A 17170-nucleotide genomic window follows, 5' to 3' on the forward strand; every position below is an offset into this window, starting at 1 on the left:
CTTTTCACGCCGCGGTACGGCACAGTGATGCTTGGGGCGGATTTGTCTTGTCGAGGCGTTCTCCGATCCCTCTGTTCTCTTGAGGGTTTAAGGAGGACAGATGTCCGCGACGCGTATCTTATGGGGGCAGATCCTTACTGTCCTGACAATCGTGGTCCTAGCTACGTGGAGCGCGACGCAATGGACGGCATGGCGGCTCGGGTTTCAGGCCCAACTCGGCGCATCCTGGTTCGAGTTTGGTGGTTGGCCGCTCTATCCGCCGCCGGCCTTTTTCTGGTGGTGGTACTTCTACGACGCCTACGCTCCCTCGATCTTCTACGAAGGTGCGGCCATCGCGGCATCCGGTAGCTTCATCGCAATCGCCGTCGCGATCGCCATGTCCGTGTGGCGGTCACGGGAGCCCAAGGATGCTCACACCTATGGCACGGCCCGCTGGGCAACGCGCGATGAGATCGCAACGGCAGGCCTGCTTGGGCACGACGGCGTGGTGCTTGGCCGCCTCGACCACGACTATTTGCGTCACGACGGACCGGAGCATGTACTGTGCTTTGCACCGACGCGCAGCGGCAAGGGTGTCGGGCTGGTGGTGCCGTCGCTCCTGACTTGGCCCGGCAGCACCATCGTCCATGATATCAAGGGAGAGAACTGGGAACTGACGGCAGGCTGGCGTGCGCGCTTTGGTCGTGTGCTTCTGTTCGATCCGACCAACGCAGCGTCTGCTGCCTACAATCCTCTGCTCGAGGTCCGACGCGGTGAATGGGAGGTCCGCGATGTTCAAAACATCGCGGACGTTCTGGTCGACCCGGAAGGCTCTCTCGAAAGGCGCAATCATTGGGAAAAGACCAGCCATGCGCTGCTTGTGGGTGCCATCCTTCATGTCCTTTACGCGGAGAAGGACAAAACGCTCTCTGGCGTCGCCAACTTCCTCTCCGATCCGCGTCGTCCGATCGAAAATACACTGCGCGCCATGATGTTGACCAAGCATCTGGGCGAGGCCGGTCCGCATCCGGTTGTTGCGTCCGCAGCGCGCGAGTTGCTTAACAAGAGCGAAAACGAACGAAGCGGCGTCCTCTCGACGGCGATGTCCTTCCTCGGCCTCTACCGCGATCCGGTGATTGCAAAGGTCACGTCACGCTGCGACTGGCGCATCGCGGACATCGTCGAGGCCGAGCGGCCGACCACGCTCTACCTGGTCGTGCCGCCGTCGGATATCTCCCGCACAAAGCCGCTGATCCGGCTTGTGCTCAATCAGGTCGGCCGCAGGCTGACCGAGGATCTGCGCGCCAGGAAGCGGCGACAGCAGCTCCTCTTGATGCTCGACGAGTTTCCGGCCTTGGGGCGGCTGGATTTCTTCGAATCCGCCCTCGCTTTCATGGCCGGCTACGGCATTCGGAGCTTCCTGATCACGCAGTCGCTGAACCAGATAGAAAAGGCCTATGGGCCGAACAACTCCATCCTCGATAACTGTCACGTGCGAGTAAGCTTCGCCGCGAATGACGAGCGCACGGCCAAGCGTGTGTCGGACTCGCTCGGCACCGCGACAGAGATGCGGGCGATGAAGAACTATGCCGGCCACCGTCTCTCGCCATGGCTCGGACATCTGATGGTGTCCCGGCAGGAGACGGCCCGGGCCTTGATGACTCCGGGGGAGATCATGCAGCTGCCGGCGACGGACTCAATCGTCATGGTGTCGGGACTGTTCCCCGTCAGGGCGAAGAAGGCCCGCTACTTCGCCGATCCGCGGCTTGCCGCGCGTGTGGTGCCACCGCCGAAGACCGGCGAAGCACAGAAGTCCGCTCCGCATCCCGATGACTGGAACAGACTTCCACTTCTGTCCGAGCAAGGGGAGCCAGGTGCCGCCAGCGGCCGAGACAGGGGTAGCGGCGATCCCTCCAACGGCGGCATCCGGCGTGAGCCGGAACTGCCGGAGCACGAGGATATCGAGCCTAAGAAGCCGGTGGAGCGCGAGTTCGAGCTTGACGAGGACGAGCCTGACGATGACGCGACGCGGCGGCGCGCGCTCGACCGGACGATGCGGCAGATGGCCAGGCAGGCATCGATGGATCAGGACGACGGGGTTGAACTCTAACCGCCATGAAGAAGAAGCGACTCTCGGCCTATCTCGATCCGGACTTGATGAATGCGCTTGCCGACTATGCGGTCAGGCGCGACGTGTCCCTGTCACTGATCACGGAAGCGGCTATTGCCTCCTTCCTATCGCCGGACGCGGCCGAGCGTAAGGAGGCGGCCGTCACGCGCCGCCTGGATCAGATCGACCGGCGCACCCAGCGCGTCGAGCGCGATATCGGCATCGCAACCGAGACGCTGGCGCTGTTCGTTCGCTTCTGGCTTTCCTCCACGCCGGCGCTGCCGGAATCCGTGCAGGCCGAGGCCCGGGCCAAAGGCCTGCAGCGCTACGATGGCTTCGTCGCAGCGCTTGGCCGCCGGTTGGCCAAAGGGCAGAAGCTGAGGCAGGAGATCGCCGAGGATGTGCCGGCATCGCCTCAGGACGAAGAGGATGAGTCTGGTTCGGGGTCGCCTTCCGCCCGCTGACTGCCAATCCTCGGACCGAACCCCGCAGGTCAATTCACGCCGGAGGTGTTGCAGCCCTGGAACAGCGATCCTTGGGCAGACGCCTGTTGACGCATCGCCTCTTGGCTGGTGGTGATGTTGTTGAGGTTGCACACCGTATGCAGATTGCCTTAAGCGCTCGCATATCACTAGGCTATTGAGGCTCACTAACTTGGCCACTCTAAAAGCTGCACGTCATCATTGGTGGCCGGAAGGGGTCTCCGCTTTCTGGAAGAATGAAGCTGGCATGACGAAATGGCTAAGACCTGACGGCAGCGTGAAAAGCATGCCTCCCAAGAACCTCGGCGTCATTGGAAACGGCCATCAAATACGCTTAGGGCAGCCAGGAGAGGCAACGCCATGGGATCAGGACTTCGAAGGCGTTTTCGGAAGTGCAGACAATAACTTCCCCAGTGTCATTCGGTGGCTACAAATTTTAGATCGTGACGAAGCGGCAAGCCCAAAGCCGCTCGCCGCTCGATTTAGGCCGTTAGAGGTAGCTGACGACGATTTAGCGAAGCTGGCCGAAGGCATGATTTCGCTTGCGGTTCGAAGCCCGATGAACCGGGAAAGCGCGGTCAGCGTAGCTGAGCACTATCGGGGTCCGCTGCAAGGAGCAGAGCGGAACGCCCTCATTGGCCTTAACATGCAACACACGCATCAGGAGGCCGTGAAGCAGATCGGGATCAGGGGAAAGTTTGTGGCAATCTACTCGCCAAACAGGGAGTTCATTTTTGGCGACGGGTTTTATCACAACATCCGATCCCCATTAAATACCATGCATTCCCCGACCCTCCTTGCACCGCTCACCCCAAATATTGCGGCCTTACTCGTAAGGCCCATGAGCTACCGCACGCTTCCTCGGTTCTTCACGCTGGTTATCAATGGCGATGAAGCCGACCGGTTAAACCATGCAATTCAAGTTTATGCGCGGAAGCAAATCTTTTTCAGGACGGAGAAGCCAAAAATCTTGGATGTCTACAGTCAGGAAAGGCACTTGGTGTACTCCGGCCGAAACCCAGTGAAGGACCTGATCCAGAACATTCCTGGCGTTGAGGAGCCAAGGCAACGGTTCTTTCCATCTGTCCAAGGCCTTTGAGGGTCGGCTAAGCAGATCACCAATATTCTTAAGACGATCCGCTTGCGGCGGAGTTCAGGCAGTAAAAGGCCCGCCGCCGGCATCCTTCACCTTAAAGGTCGCGATTGCCTCCGTAGGGGGGTGCCGATGCGGCGGCACTGAGCCGCCGCATCGATGATTTACGCCGGAAGCCTAGGGCAGAAACTGGATATGGAGCCTCTCCGGCCGGACCCCCAGGGCTTTCGCGGCTGCAATGCGTGCCTGATCGTATGCGTCAAGTTCAGAATGCCTTTCGTCATCAAACTGCACGTCCTCCGGCTCCTTCGTCGTGCCGCTCTCTTTGATATCGAAGGCGATCGACAGCTGATTGAGCGCCGCCCTGATCTGGGTGAGTGCCTGATCGGGATCGAAGAACGACGCAGTGGAGAGCCCACCCTTCCTTTTGTAGTAACGGCCAAGACCGGTTTCCATGAAGTGCTTTACTGCGGAAGGGACGTAGTCCGAGTTTCCAGGATACTGCGCCTGGATATCGGCAACGTTGATGTTGTTCCCGAGGGTAGGCTGCCTCGCCAAGACGACGGCAACCCCCTGATGAACTGCTCCACGCCTAATCTGGTCTTTGATCTTGTCAATGACCGACATTTTGAAATCCTCCTATGTCAAATCGCATTAAGTCGTCTACAATGGGGAATTCCCCCCAATCCATTCGATCAACATATGCCATCGTGGCAAACATGTCAATCTACATTTGATAAAATTGTGAACATGCGCGATTTACCCCTGTTGACAACCTGGTTGGCTGTTTTAACAGGTTTATCAAAGTTTTCGGCACTAGACCTGAGGCCGCAACATCCAACAGCCATACACGATGCCGTGCCCTAGCTGATGCAGGAGATCGCCGAGGACGAACCAGAAGCACCGCCGGTCGAAGACGGTGCTTCTGGTTCCGGGCCGGCTTTCGCCCGCTGATTGCCAAGCCCTCGGACCGAATCCCGCAGGTCAATTCACGCCGGAGCGGGATCACCCTGAACTGGTTGTTGCAAGGACCGCGATCCTGCCTTTTCTAATCACCCCGTTCGCGGCGCGAGTTCGTGTGGTGCCGTTGAACGGAGATTATCGTGGCAATTCACTACGATCACGAGAAGCGGGCTCACGCGGTGCGCCTGGCTCATATTCAGATTCGGACCTTCGAATGCCCAGAGACCTGCCGCCGAGCGATTTCGGCATACCCTCCTGTAGAGTAAGGGTGTCGCCCACTTGGAGGCAGCGATTAGAACTCATCCAATCGAGCCCGATATCGAGGATCGGTGCGCTATGTGTGATCCAGCCGACGGAAATCAAATCGACTCCGGTTGCGGCAATCGCGCGCGCCGTCTGCGCGGTCACGCGGCCGGATGCCTCGGTGACCGCGCGGCCGCCGACGATTGCCACCGCATCGGCCAGTTGCTCGACCGACATGTTGTCCAGCAGCACCGCGTCGACCCCGGCCGCGAGCGCGAGGTCGAGCTGTTCAAGCGTGTCGACTTCGACCTCGATCCTGACCATGTGGCCGGCACGGGTACGCGCCCGCTCGATGGCGGTGCCGATATCACCGGCGACCGCGATGTGATTGTCCTTGATCAGCACGGCATCGTCGAGGCCGAAGCGGTGATTGGCGCCGCCGCCGGCGCGCACGGCGTATTTCTCCAGCGCACGCAGGCCAGGGGTTGTCTTGCGCGTGCACACGATCCTGGCCTTGTGGTCGCGCACGGCGTCGACGATCGCCGCGGTTTGCGTGGCGATGCCGCTCAGATGGCAGAGGAAATTGAGCGCCGACCGCTCGGCTGTCAGCAGCGCGCGGGCAGGTCCGCGCACGGTCGCAATCACGTCGCCGGCCGAGATGACGGTGCCATCTGGATGGATCACGGTGATTTCGACCCTGGGGTCGATCAGCTCGAAGGCGAGGGCGGCGACATCGATGCCGGCGATCACGCCCGGCTGCCTTGTCGCGAGCACCATCGTCGCGGTGGCGTCGGCGGGAACGATCGCGTCGGTGGTGAGATCGCCGGCGCGTCCCAGATCCTCGAGCAGGGCGAAGCGCACCAGCGGCTCCACCATCACGCGCGGCAGCGGCGACAGCGTCAAGGTCAAGCCCTCCTGCCGCGCAGCACGGCAGTGTCGGAAAGGAATGCTGCCGCCGCGAACGTCTCGTCGAGCGTCAACCGCAGCGATTTCGGCTGCGCATCGCGTCGGGGGAAATCGGTCCGGAAATGCGAGCCCCGGCTTTCCTCGCGGCGAAGGGCGGCGATTGTGATCATCAGCGCGACCAATGCGGGATCGGAAGCGGCATCGCGTCCGGCGACAATCGGCGCCAGGGCTCTTGCCGCATTACGCAGCGTCTCGCCGTCGCGCTCGATGCCGAGTGCATGCGAGACGATCGGCCTGATGCGCGAGCCATCGGCTTGCGGCGGCACGATCGCGGGCTTCAGCCGTCTCGGCATGCCCGGGGACGAGGCGGCGACGCTTGCCGCGACCCAAGCGGCGGACACCACGGCTTCAATGAGCGAGTTGCTGGCGAGCCGGTTGGCCCCATGCAGCCCGGTCCGGGCGACCTCGCCGCAGGCCCACAAGCCGCGAACCGAACTGTGGCCGTCGGCACACACGGCTACGCCGCCCATGTGATAGTGAGCCGCCGGACGCACGGGGATCGGCTGCAAGGCAGGATCGATGCCGGCCTCGCGGCAGAGCGATGCGATCGCCGGGAAGTGCACGGCGAATCTCGGCCCGAGACACCGACTCGCGTCGAGGAACACGCGATGCCCGGCGCCAAGCTCGCGCCACACGCCCCGCGCCACGACATCGCGCGGCGCAAGTTCCCCGCCGGGTGTGTCGGCGAGGAAGCGCCGACCGCGGTCGTCGACCAGGATCGCGCCTTCTCCACGCACCGCTTCGCTCACCAACGGCATCGGGCGACGCGGGCCATCGAGCGCTGTAGGGTGGAACTGTGCGAATTCCAGATCGGCGAACTCCGCGCCGGCTCGCGCGGCAAGCGCCAGGCCCTGGCCGAACGAGCCGAGCGGGTTGGTCGTATGGTTGAACAGCCCGCCAATGCCACCGGTCGCGAGCACCACGCGGTTCGTCGAGAGCGTCATCGCGTCGCCGTTTCCGACGGCAAGCACGCCGGCGATTTCGCCGTCCTCGGCAAACAGGTGCCGGACTTCGACTCCTTCGAGGATGGTGATCGAGGGCGTCCGTCGCGCGGCGGCGGCGAGCGCCCGGACCAGTTCACGGCCAGTGGCGTCGCCGCCGGCATGGACGATCCGCCGGCGCGAATGCGCGGCTTCGAGCCCAAGCAGCAACGTGCCGTCGGGCGCTCGGTCGAAAGCAACGCCCAGTCGCGCGAGATGCTCGATCGCTCGCGGTGCCGCCTCGACGACGCGCCTTGCTGCCGTCTCATCGCAAAGCCCGTCGCCTGCCCCAAGCGTGTCGGCAAGATGCAGGTCCGGGCAGTCATCGCTGCCGAGGCTGGCCGCAAGTCCGCCTTGGGCGAGCGTGCTGGAGGCCTCGTCTCCCAGCAAGGCCTTGGAAATGAGGACGACCGGCTCCGGTGCGAGATGCAGCGCCGTCATCAGTCCGGCAATGCCGCCGCCGATGATGATCGGGCGGCCGTGGAACTCGTGGATGGTCATACAGCGAGCATCCGCTCCACTGCCCGGCTCGCCCGCTCGGCGACGTCCGGATCGATGGTCACGACGTGGCGGTTCTGCTCGAGCGCGGCGCGGATGTTGGCGAGCGTGATGCGCTTCATGTGCGGGCAGAGATTGCATGGGCGCACGAAGTCGACGTCGGGATGCTCGACGGCGACGTTGTCGCTCATCGAGCATTCCGTCATCAGCACGACGCGCGCCGGCTTGTGCCGTGCGACATAGTCGGACATGGCCGTGGTCGACCCCGCGAAATCCGCCGCCGCGACAACCTCCGGCGGGCACTCGGGATGGGCAAGCACTGTGACGCCGGGATGCGCCTGGCGAAGCTCGCTTATGTCGGCGGGGCTGAAGCGCTCATGGACTTCGCAATGCCCCTTCCAGGCGATGATCTCGACCTTTGTCTGCGCCGCGATGTTTTTTGCCAGATATTCGTCAGGCAGCATGATCACGCGTGCGACGCCAAGGGATTCCACTATCGCCAGCGCATTGCCTGAGGTGCAGCAGATGTCGGACTCCGCCTTCACGGCGGCGGAGGTGTTGAGATAGGTCACGACCGGCACCCCGGGATAGCGTTGCCGCATCAGGCGCACGTCCGAAGCGGTAATAGAGTCGGCCAGCGAGCAGCCGGCACCGAGATCCGGAATGAGCACGGTCTTGCCCAGGTTGAGGAGCTTGGCAGTCTCGGCCATGAAATGCACGCCGGCGAGCACGATGACGTCCGCGTCGACCGCCATTGCCTTGCGGGCGAGCGCGAGGCTGTCGCCGACGATATCGGCCACGCAATGGAATATCTCGGGCGTCTGGTAGTTGTGCGCCAGGATGACGGCATTGCGCTCGCGTTTCAACTCGAGGATGGCTTCGATGTCGCCGGTAAAGGCTGGCCATTCGATTGGCGGGATCACCCGTCGGACGCGATCGTAGAGGGACGCGGCGGTCGAAAGCGAAACGGACATCGGCGCTCCATTTATTCTCTAAATGAGTATAATTTGGCATATTCTTATTGTGAGAATAAATGCTGTCAAGCGCGCGATAGTGGCAATTTCGTCCCTGCGACAACCCGCTCGTCAAGAACGGCGTGGCGAAAGCGGAACAGCTTCGCCGGCCGTCCGACGGTATCGGCGGTCGTCTCGCCTGTTTCCTCGACCAGTTCCTGCTGCTCGATGAGGCGCCGGAAGTTCGGCTTGTGGACCAGCCTTCCGGACAGCGCTTCCACGGTGCGCTGCAATTGCAGGAAAGTGAATGCGGGCGGCATCAACTCGAACACGACGGGTCGGTATTTGATCTTGGAACGCAGCCGTGCGATCCCGGTCGCCAGGATGCGCCGATGGTCGGCTATCATAGAGATCCCGGATATCGGCAAAGATTTATTTGGCTCCGACCCGCGCGTGGCCTCTTCGACCAAGGCTGCCTCGTAGAGGAGCTCGTAACGCTGCAGGACGAGTTCTTCGTTCCAGTCGCGACCGTCAAAGCCAAAAGCGATTGCAGCCCGTTGCCAGCGCTCCCGCTTCAATGGATCGTGATCACGCTCGTCCACCCAGGCCAGAAGGCGCGGCAGGAGCGTGTCCGCAATCACCGGCGGGGCGCCGGAGCGGTGGTCTTCCCAAGGGAAAAAATCGTACCAGCTTCGCCAGGCACGCTTGCTTGGGCCGGCGGCATGTTCCGCGCGCGTCAGGGCAAGATAGCTGATCGAGATCACCCGCTGCTGGCGCTGCTCGCCGATCCGGTCGCGGTCGGCGAACGTATAGAGCTGCTCGATATAGCCGAGCTGGTGACCAGTCTGCTGTTCCACCCATGCCCTCAGACCAGATTGCAGGGATCGATGGCCAAGCTCGAACGGCCCCGATGGCAAAGCATTGGCCTGGCCGACGGTGAGAACGCTAGGTTCCTGATCCGTCACTGCCACGACCACCGCGATCAAGTCCACGTGTGCGTCGTGGGCCTTGGCCGGAGGTCTTCCCTTGCGGGTTGCTGCTGTCTGATCCTGCATGATCTTTCGGGCGCTTTAGCCAGCCCTGGTCTTAGAGGCTGAGTCTGATCGCTGCGAAGGTGTACTGCGACTGCTCTCTCCGTCAACGGCACCGGGCTCACTCCGCCATATCGAGCAGGTCTCGCACTCGCTGCGCCCAGACGATCGAGTGCCGCGCAAAGGGCGTGCAGTGCTACGATGGCTTCGTAGCGGCGCTCGGCCGCTGGTTGGCCAAGGGGCCGAAGCTGAGGCAGGAGATCGCCGAGGACGTGCCGGCAACACCTCAGGGCGAAGAGGCGATTCTGGTTCCGGGCCGGATTCCGCCCGCTGACTGCCAAGCCCTCGGACCGAATCCCGCAGGTCAATTCACGCCGGAGCGGGATCACCCTGAACTGGTTGTTGCAAGGACTGCGGTCCTGTCTCTTCTAATCATCCCCGTTCGCGGCGCGAGGTCGTGCGCCGCCCCACAACGGGGACCATCGTGGCAGTTCATCATCATCCCGGCAGGGAAGCGGTCTCGCGCGGCGCGCGCATGCTGCGCACGGCGCTCGGTCCGGCCATTGCATGCTATCTCGAAGACCCTTCGATCATCGAGGTGATGCTGAACCCGGACGGCCGGCTCTGGGTCGACCGCCTCCGTGAAGGCCTCGTCGCCACCGAAGAAATACTGATCCCGGCCGACGCCGAGCGCATTGTGCGTCTGGTCGCACATCACGTCGGAGCGGAGGTGCATCCCAGTTCGCCTCGCGTCTCGGCCGAGTTGCCGGAGACTGGCGAGCGGTTCGAGGGGCTGCTCCCGCCCGTTGTCACGGCGCCGACCTTCGCCATTCGCAAACCGGCCGTCGCGGTGTTCACGCTCGGCGACTATGTCGCCGCCGGCATCATGACGAAGTCTCAGGCCGACGTGCTGCGGCTCGCGGTCGAGAAGCGCAAGAACATCCTTGTGGCCGGCGGCACGTCGACCGGCAAGACTACCTTGACCAACGCATTGCTGGCAGAGGTCGCGAAGACCTCCGATCGCGTGGTGCTGATCGAGGATACGCGCGAGTTGCAGTGCGCAGCGCCCAATCTCGTGGCACTGCGCACCAAGGATGGGGTGGCTTCGCTTTCCGATCTTGTAAAATCGTCGCTTCGTCTGCGGCCGGATCGCATTCCGATCGGCGAGGTTCGCGGCGCCGAGGCGCTCGATCTTCTCAAAGCCTGGGGCACTGGCCATCCGGGCGGTATCGGCACCATCCATGCCAGCTCTGCAATCGGCGCGCTGCACAGGCTTGAGCAACTTGTGCAGGAGGCCGTGATCACGGTGCCGCGCGCGCTGATCGCGGACACCATTCAACTCATCGCCGTTCTGTCCGGTCGCGGTTCCGCCCGCCGCCTCGTCGAGGTCGCTCTCGTCGAGGGGCTCGACCCGACGAATGGCGACTATCGCACTCTCAACGCCCAACGCGAATCCACTCCGCGATGCCTTCCGACAGGAGAAGACCAATGAGACCTTCCATCCTCGCAACCATCCGCTGCCGTCTTGTGCGTGCGATCGTGCTGATTTCTGCGACTGCGCTGACCGCAGTTCCTGCGCACGCCGCCGGTTCGTCCATGCCGTGGGAACAGCCGCTTCAACAGATCCTCGAATCCGTCGAGGGTCCAGTCGCCAAGATCATCGCCGTGATCATCATCATCACCACCGGTTTGACACTCGCCTTCGGCGACACTGCCGGCGGGTTCAGGCGGCTGATCCAGATCGTGTTCGGCCTGTCGATCGCCTTCGCGGCCAGTTCGTTCTTCCTGTCGTTCTTCTCCTTCGGCGGCGGAGCGCTCATCTGATGTTGGAAGATGACGTCCGCGGCTTCTTTGTCCCCGTTCACCGTGCGCTGACCGAGCCGATTCTCCTTGGCGGCGCACCGCGAGCCGTCGCCATCGCCAACGGCACGCTCGCCGGCGCAGTTGGCCTCGGCCTGCGGCTCTGGATCGCCGGCCTGCTCATTTGGGCGATCGGTCACTTCGCAGCGGTCTGGGCAGCCAGGCGCGACGCGCAGTTCGTCGACGTGGTACGCCGGCACCTGCGCTATCCGACCCATCTCGGTGTCTGAGGTTTTGTTCGCCATGATGAACCTGGCCGAATACCACAGGCGCTCCGCCAGCCTGTCCGACTTCCTCCCCTGGGCAGCGCTTGTCGCGCCCGGCGTCGTCCTGAATAAGGACGGCAGCTTCCAGAGGACGGCACGGTTCCGCGGTCCTGATCTCGACAGCGCCACGCCGGCCGAACTGGTCGGCACATCCGCGCGCCTCAACAACGCGCTGCGCCGTCTCGGCTCGGGCTGGGCGATTTTCGTCGAGGCGCAGCGCAATCCGGCCACCGACTATCCCGAGAGTCGCTTTCCGGATCCGGCATCGGAGCTGGTTGAGACTGAGCGGCGCGAGCAATTTGAAGAATCCGGGCTGCTCTTCGAGAACAGCTATTTCCTGACCTTCGTCTGGTTGCCGCCGGCCGAGGAAGCCTCACGCATCGAAGCCTGGCTATACGAGGGGCGCGAACGAAGTGGCGTCGACCCTTGGGAGTTGCTGAAGGGTTTTGTCGACCGCACCGACAGGGTGCTGAACCTGGTCGAAGGTTTCGTGCCGGAAGCGGAGTGGCTCAGTGATGGCGAGACGCTGACTTACCTGCATTCGACCATATCGACCAGGCGACATCGCGTGCAGGTGCCTGAGACACCGATGCACATCGACGCGCTTCTGGCCGATCAGCCAATCGCGGGTGGACTCGAGCCGAGGCTTGGCGAATTCCATCTGCGCACGCTGACTATCATCGGTTTCCCGACGACGACGTTCCCGGGAATCCTCGACGACCTCAACCAGCTTGCCTTCCTTTACCGCTGGTCGACTCGGGCGATCATGCTCGACAAGACCGACGCCACGCGGCTCGTCACCAGGATCAGGCGGCAATGGTTCGCCAAGCGCAAGTCGGTTGCGGCAATCCTCAAGGAGGTGATGACCAACGAAGCTTCGGTGCTGCTCGACACCGATGCTGCCAACAAGGCCGCAGACGCTGACGCAGCACTGCAGGACCTGGGCGCCGACGAGGTCAGCGGAGCCTATGTCACTGCGACGGTAACGGTATGGGACGCCGATCCCACAATCGCCGACGAGAAGCTGAGGCTGGTCGAAAAGGTTATCCAGGCCAGAGATTTCACCTCTATCGTCGAAGGCGTCAATGCGATCGAAGCCTGGCTCGGCAGCATTCCCGGCCATGTCTACGCCAACGTCCGTCAGCCGCTGGTCAGCACCCTCAACCTGGCGCACATGATCCCACTGTCGGCAGTCTGGGCAGGGGCGGCGAGAGACGAGCATTTTAATGCGCCGCCGCTCTTCTATGCCAGGACCGAAGGGGCAACACCGTTTCGCTTTTCACTGCATGTCGGCGATGTCGGTCACACGCTGGTCGTCGGTCCGACAGGCGCCGGAAAATCAGTGCTGCTCGCGCTGATGGCGCTCCAGTTTCGCCGCTATGAGCAAGCCCAGGTCTTCGCCTTCGACTTCGGCGGCTCGATCCGGGCGGCAACGCTTGCCATGGGTGGCGACTGGCAGGATCTTGGTGGCAATGCGGTGCGCCATCGCGACGAAGACGATCCGCTGATGCGGCTCTCGCTTTCCGAACTCGCCAGCGATGCAAATCCGGTCTCTCTCCAGCCACTCGCGGGCATACACCACACACCGGAGAGGGCCTGGGCCGCCGACTGGCTGATTGATGTCCTCGCACGCGAGAGCGTCGTTGCCACTCCGGAAGTGAAAGAGCACCTCTGGTCGGCGTTGACCTCGCTCTCCTCAGCGCCGATCGGAGAGCGGACGCTGACGGGCCTGTCTGTCCTTTTGCAATCGTCGGCACTGAAACAGGCGCTCAAGCCTTACTGTGTCGGCGGGCCCTACGGCCGTCTGCTCGACGCCGAGTACGAGGATCCAGGCCAGGCGTCCGTTCAGGCCTTCGAGACCGAAGGTCTGATCGGCATGGCGGCCGCGCCGAGCGTGCTCGCCTATCTCTTCCACCGCATAGAGCAGCGGATGGACGGCCGCCCGACTTTGCTCATCATCGACGAGGGTTGGCTCGCCCTGGACGATGGCGGCTTCGCGGACCAGCTCCGCGAATGGTTGAAGACGCTTCGCAAGAAGAACGCTTCCGTCATCTTCGCCACCCAGTCGCTGTCAGACATCGATGGCAGCAAAATCGCACCGGCGATCGTCGAGAGCTGCCCGACGCGGCTCTTCCTGCCGAACGAGCGCGCGATCGAGCCGCAGATCACGACCATCTACCGCCGCTTTGGTCTCAACGACCGGCAGATCGAGATCGTGGCAAGGGCGACGCCCAAGCGCCACTACTACTGCCAGTCGCGCCGCGGCAACCGGTTGTTCGAACTCGGCCTAGGCCCGATCGCGCTGGCACTTTGCGCCGTATCGTCGAAGACTGACCAGGCGGCCATCGATCGCACTCTCACTGAGGCAACCCACAAACACTTCCTCGAAGCGTGGCTCACGCATCGCGGCCTCGCATGGGCGGCCGACCTTCTCAATCTGACCAACGCTGGCGACCAATCCGAAAAGGAGATCAATCATGAAACCCATGGCTAGCCGCCGTCGTATGCTTGAAAGACTCACTGCTAGTCTTGTTGCTCTCGCGATCGCGCTCAAGCCGGTCCCCGGATCTGCATTTATTGTCTTTGATCCTAGGAATTATGCAGAAAACCTGCTCTCCGCGTCGCGTGCGCTGGAGCAGATCAACAATCAGGTCACCTCGCTGCGGAACGAGGCGCAGATGCTGATCAACCAGGCGAAGAACCTCACCTCGCTGCCGACCTCGATGCTAGACCGCATCGAGGGCAATTTCGCCGAGATGAAGGGTCTCCTGGGGCAGGCGCAAAGGCTTGCTTACAGCGTCCGGGACATCGACCAGCAGTTCAAGGACACCTACCAGAACTTCGGATCGAATCTGACCGATCAACAGATGGTCGACGGCGCCCGAGAGCGCTGGCAGGGTTCCGTCTCGGCCTTCGAGGACGCGCTCAAGACCGGCGCAGTCGCCGTCGGCAACATCGATGGCACACGGCAACAGACGACATCGCTGGTCGATGCAAGCCAGGCGGCTGTTGGCGTGCTGCAGGCGACGCAGGCCGGCAATCAGCTCCTTGCCGTGCAGACAAGCCAGATTGCCGACCTCACCGCGATGATGGCTGCGCAGGGGCGCGCCACCGCATTGGAATCCGCGCGCCGTGCTGCTGCCCAGGAACAGGCGCGCGAGCAGTTCAGCCGCTTCATGGCTGGCAGTGACTACAGCCCGACCACCGTCAAGATGTTCCACAACTGAGTGGCGCGCCATCATGAACATGAAGATCGCCGCCCGGATGCTTGCCGTTCTAGCCCTTATCGCCGCCATGACTGCCGCCATCATGGCGCTGCGAGGCCACGGCATGGAGAATGCCGCCTCCCACAGCCTCCGACATCCGGGCGGCGAGCCTGCCAACCTTGAACTCACCCGTTGCCGCGATCTCGGCATCGCGGCCGTCGACGATGACGGCTGCCAGAGGGCGTGGGCCGAGAGCCGGCGCCGATTCCTCGGCCTTGACGGCTCCAATCGCCCCGTCTTGCCGGCACCCGGTCGCTTTTGCGAGGGCGACAAGACGAGCACGCCTCAGAAGCCGGTCACCCCGCCTGTCAGCCAGCCGGTGTCGCCGTGAACAATACAGGGATTATCGACCAGTTCCTCGAGACATTCACCCGCTACATCGATTCCGGCTTCGGGCTGCTGGGCGCAGATGTGGCGTTTCTCAGCTCCACCCTGATCGCGATCGACATCACGCTCGCCGGACTGTTTTGGGCCTGGGGCGGCGACGGGGACGTGCTCCAGCGGCTCGTCCGCAAGACAATCTATATAGGTTTCTTCGCCTTCGTCATCGGCAACTTCAATCGCCTCGCCGGCATCGTCTTCGAGAGTTTTTCCGGGCTTGGCCTCAAGGCGGGCGGCTCCTCGCTCTCTGGCTCAGCGCTCCTCCAGCCGGGCCGGGTGGCACAAGTGGGCATCGACGCCGGCAACCCGATCCTTAACGCCGCTGGCGAACTGATGGGCTACGTCTCCTTCTTCGAGAATTTTGTCCAGATCGTCGTGCTCATGACCGCGTGGGCGATCGTTCTGATCGCGTTCTTCATCTTGGCGGTCCAGATTTTTGTTACGCTGATCGAGTTCAAGCTGACCACGCTTGCCGGCTTCGTGCTGATCCCCTTCGCGCTGCTCAACAAGACGGCATTCCTCGCCGAAAAGGTTCTGGGCAACATCGTCGCCTCCGGCGTCAAGATACTGATGCTTGCCGTCATCGTCGGCATCGGCTCCGGTCTGTTCAATCAGTTCACCGCCGGCTTCGGCGGCAACCAGCCTTCCATTACCGATGCCCTGTCTCTGGTTCTTGGCGCGCTGGCCCTGATGGGGCTCTCGATCTTCGGTCCCGGCATCGCGACGGGGCTTGTCTCCGGCGCGCCGCAGCTCGGGGCAGGTTCGGCTGTTGGAACCGGTCTTGCCGCCGCTGGTCTGGGTGCTGCCGGCTACATGGGCGCCCGTGCCGGCATCGGCATGGCCCCAAGCGCGGTCGGCGGCACTGCACGCGGCGGTGCCGCTCTGGCGGGCGGTACACGCACTGCCTACGGCCTTGGTGACGCTTCGGTGGGAACGACCGGGACAGGCGGCGGCGCAGCCGCATTCGCCGGGGTGGCCAAGGCAGGGGCCGGTTTTGCTCTCAACCGGAGCAAGGAAGCGGCGGCGCGCGCCTCTGAATCCGTGCGTTCCAGCTTCCGTTCGGGACAGGCTGCCGCATGGGGCGCGACTGGCGGCAAGAACGAGGTCAATCCAGGTCACGCCGCCGCCGCCAGCGACGCGGTCTCCGGTGGTTCGCCGACCGCAGCCGCCGGCACGGGTGCTGTCACTGGTTCCGACGCCGCGCGGCAGTCCCCGCCTGAATGGGCCAGGCGCATGAAGCGCGGCAGCACCATCAATCACGGCGTCAGCGGCGCTGCCCATGCGGTCCGCTCCGGCGACCATGGCGGCGGCTCGATGTCCGTCAATCTCAACCAGGATGATCGCAAATGAATCTCTTCAAGCGCCCCTCCGTGCGCTATGCCCGCACGCCAGAGCCCGAAACGCCGTACCAGAAGGCAGCGCAGGTCTGGGATGACCGGATCGGCTCCGCCCGCGTGCAGGCAAAGAACTGGCGGCTCATGGCCTTCGGCTCACTCATCCTGGCCGGCGGCTTTGCTTCCGCGCTCGTCTGGCAGTCGACGCTAGGCACCATCGTGCCCTGGGTCGTCGAAGTCGACAAGCTCGGCGCAGCGCTGGCCGTTGCGCCCGCCGTCTCCAACTATCGCCCGACCGATCCGCAGATAGCCTGGCATCTCGCTCGTTTCGTCGAGGCGGTGCGCAGCATTCCAGACGACCCCGTCGTGCTCAGACAGGACTGGCTGAGAGCCTATGACTACACGACCGATCGCGGCGCAATTGCTTTAAACGACTACGCGCGAGCTGCGGATCCCTTCGAGAAGATCGGCAAAACCCAAGTTGTCGTTGAGGTATCGAGCGTCATTCGCGCTTCGCCCGACTCGTTTCGCCTGGCCTGGACAGAGCGCTATTTCGAGAACGGCAGTCTCGCTCGGACAGAGCGCTGGAGCGCCATCCTCACCATCATCGTAGAGCAGCCGCGTACCGAAGAACGGCTACGAGCCAATCCGCTCGGGGTCTACGTCAACGCCATCAACTGGTCGAAGGAATTTTTGTGACGTCGGGAGAAACGCCAGTGAGAAACTATATTGCGAATGCGGTTCGCGGAAATGGCACCGATGATC

The 17170-nt window shown here is 63.0% G+C and carries 15 protein-coding genes and 2 pseudogenes; 12 read left to right on the forward strand and 5 right to left on the reverse strand.

The window, feature by feature from the left end; all coding sequences use genetic code 11:
- Nucleotides 1-100 precede the first annotated feature (100 nt).
- The 3 genes from FJ956_RS26395 (at nucleotide 101) to FJ956_RS26405 (ending at nucleotide 3670) form a co-directional block, all read left to right on the forward strand.
- Nucleotides 101-2089: a conjugal transfer protein TraG gene (locus tag FJ956_RS26395; protein WP_140682127.1), complete on the forward strand. Its 1989-nt coding sequence runs from the start codon at nucleotides 101-103 to the stop codon at nucleotides 2087-2089.
- Nucleotides 2090-2094: 5 nt separating this feature from the next.
- Nucleotides 2095-2553, forward strand: a complete 459-nt coding sequence (locus FJ956_RS26400) for a CopG family transcriptional regulator (RefSeq protein WP_140682129.1) — start codon at nucleotides 2095-2097, stop codon at nucleotides 2551-2553.
- A gap of 265 nt (nucleotides 2554-2818) precedes the next feature.
- Nucleotides 2819-3670 (forward strand): hypothetical protein, encoded by an 852-nt coding sequence (locus FJ956_RS26405; RefSeq protein ID WP_140682131.1) that lies wholly within the window; start codon nucleotides 2819-2821, stop codon nucleotides 3668-3670.
- Between the two features lie 171 nt (nucleotides 3671-3841).
- Here the strand turns inward: FJ956_RS26405 and FJ956_RS26410 are convergent, their stop codons facing one another.
- The 5 genes and pseudogenes from FJ956_RS26410 to FJ956_RS26430 all read right to left on the reverse strand — a co-directional run bounded on the left by FJ956_RS26410 (nucleotide 3842) and on the right by FJ956_RS26430 (nucleotide 9322).
- The gene (locus FJ956_RS26410) at nucleotides 3842-4291 is read right to left on the reverse strand and encodes a hypothetical protein (RefSeq protein ID WP_140682133.1); all 450 of its coding nucleotides are present in this window, start codon (nucleotides 4289-4291) and stop codon (nucleotides 3842-3844) included.
- A gap of 642 nt (nucleotides 4292-4933) precedes the next feature.
- Nucleotides 4934-5773: pseudogene (gene nadC, locus FJ956_RS26415) on the reverse strand (carboxylating nicotinate-nucleotide diphosphorylase); the annotation flags it as partial.
- A 2-nt stretch (nucleotides 5774-5775) separates the two neighbouring features.
- Entirely contained in the window at nucleotides 5776-7317 is a 1542-nt protein-coding gene (locus FJ956_RS26420) for an L-aspartate oxidase (protein WP_140682137.1), read from the reverse strand.
- Entirely contained in the window at nucleotides 7314-8288 is a 975-nt protein-coding gene (gene nadA, locus FJ956_RS26425) for a quinolinate synthase NadA (RefSeq protein WP_140682139.1), read from the reverse strand. Before nadA ends, FJ956_RS26420 begins: the two co-directional genes overlap by 4 nt.
- A 65-nt stretch (nucleotides 8289-8353) precedes the next feature.
- On the reverse strand, nucleotides 8354-9322 hold the full coding sequence (locus FJ956_RS26430) for a hypothetical protein (protein WP_140682141.1): 969 nt from the start codon (nucleotides 9320-9322) through the stop codon (nucleotides 8354-8356).
- Between the two features lie 152 nt (nucleotides 9323-9474).
- Between FJ956_RS26430 and FJ956_RS30920 the strand changes: the two are divergent.
- From FJ956_RS30920 to trbF, 9 genes and pseudogenes are all read left to right on the forward strand, one after another.
- Nucleotides 9475-9576 (forward strand): annotated as a pseudogene (locus FJ956_RS30920) (CopG family transcriptional regulator); the annotation flags it as partial.
- Nucleotides 9577-9833: 257 nt separating this feature from the next.
- A complete protein-coding gene (gene trbB / locus FJ956_RS26440) occupies nucleotides 9834-10790 on the forward strand; it encodes a P-type conjugative transfer ATPase TrbB (protein WP_140682143.1) in 957 nt (318 codons plus the stop codon).
- Nucleotides 10787-11122 (forward strand): TrbC/VirB2 family protein, encoded by a 336-nt coding sequence (locus tag FJ956_RS26445; protein WP_140682145.1) that lies wholly within the window; start codon nucleotides 10787-10789, stop codon nucleotides 11120-11122. Before trbB ends, FJ956_RS26445 begins: the two co-directional genes overlap by 4 nt.
- The gene (locus FJ956_RS26450; RefSeq protein WP_140682147.1) at nucleotides 11122-11388 is read left to right on the forward strand and encodes a VirB3 family type IV secretion system protein; all 267 of its coding nucleotides are present in this window, start codon (nucleotides 11122-11124) and stop codon (nucleotides 11386-11388) included. Before FJ956_RS26445 ends, FJ956_RS26450 begins: the two co-directional genes overlap by 1 nt.
- 13 nt (nucleotides 11389-11401) lie before the next feature.
- On the forward strand, nucleotides 11402-13918 hold the full coding sequence (gene trbE, locus FJ956_RS26455; protein WP_140682196.1) for a conjugal transfer protein TrbE: 2517 nt from the start codon (nucleotides 11402-11404) through the stop codon (nucleotides 13916-13918).
- A complete protein-coding gene (gene trbJ / locus FJ956_RS26460; protein ID WP_246672183.1) occupies nucleotides 13902-14651 on the forward strand; it encodes a P-type conjugative transfer protein TrbJ in 750 nt (249 codons plus the stop codon). The genes trbE and trbJ overlap by 17 nt, the downstream gene beginning before the upstream one ends.
- A 13-nt stretch (nucleotides 14652-14664) precedes the next feature.
- Nucleotides 14665-15021, forward strand: coding sequence for a putative entry exclusion protein TrbK-alt (trbK-alt, locus tag FJ956_RS26465; protein WP_140682149.1), 357 nt, complete (start codon nucleotides 14665-14667; stop codon nucleotides 15019-15021).
- A complete protein-coding gene (gene trbL / locus FJ956_RS26470; protein ID WP_140682151.1) occupies nucleotides 15018-16421 on the forward strand; it encodes a P-type conjugative transfer protein TrbL in 1404 nt (467 codons plus the stop codon). The genes trbK-alt and trbL overlap by 4 nt, the downstream gene beginning before the upstream one ends.
- Nucleotides 16418-17104, forward strand: coding sequence for a conjugal transfer protein TrbF (gene trbF, locus FJ956_RS26475; protein WP_140682153.1), 687 nt, complete (start codon nucleotides 16418-16420; stop codon nucleotides 17102-17104). Before trbL ends, trbF begins: the two co-directional genes overlap by 4 nt.
- Nucleotides 17105-17170: the final 66 nt, after the last annotated feature.

The sequence above is a fragment of the Mesorhizobium sp. B2-4-3 genome (assembly GCF_006442815.1).
Classification (GTDB): domain Bacteria; phylum Pseudomonadota; class Alphaproteobacteria; order Rhizobiales; family Rhizobiaceae; genus Mesorhizobium.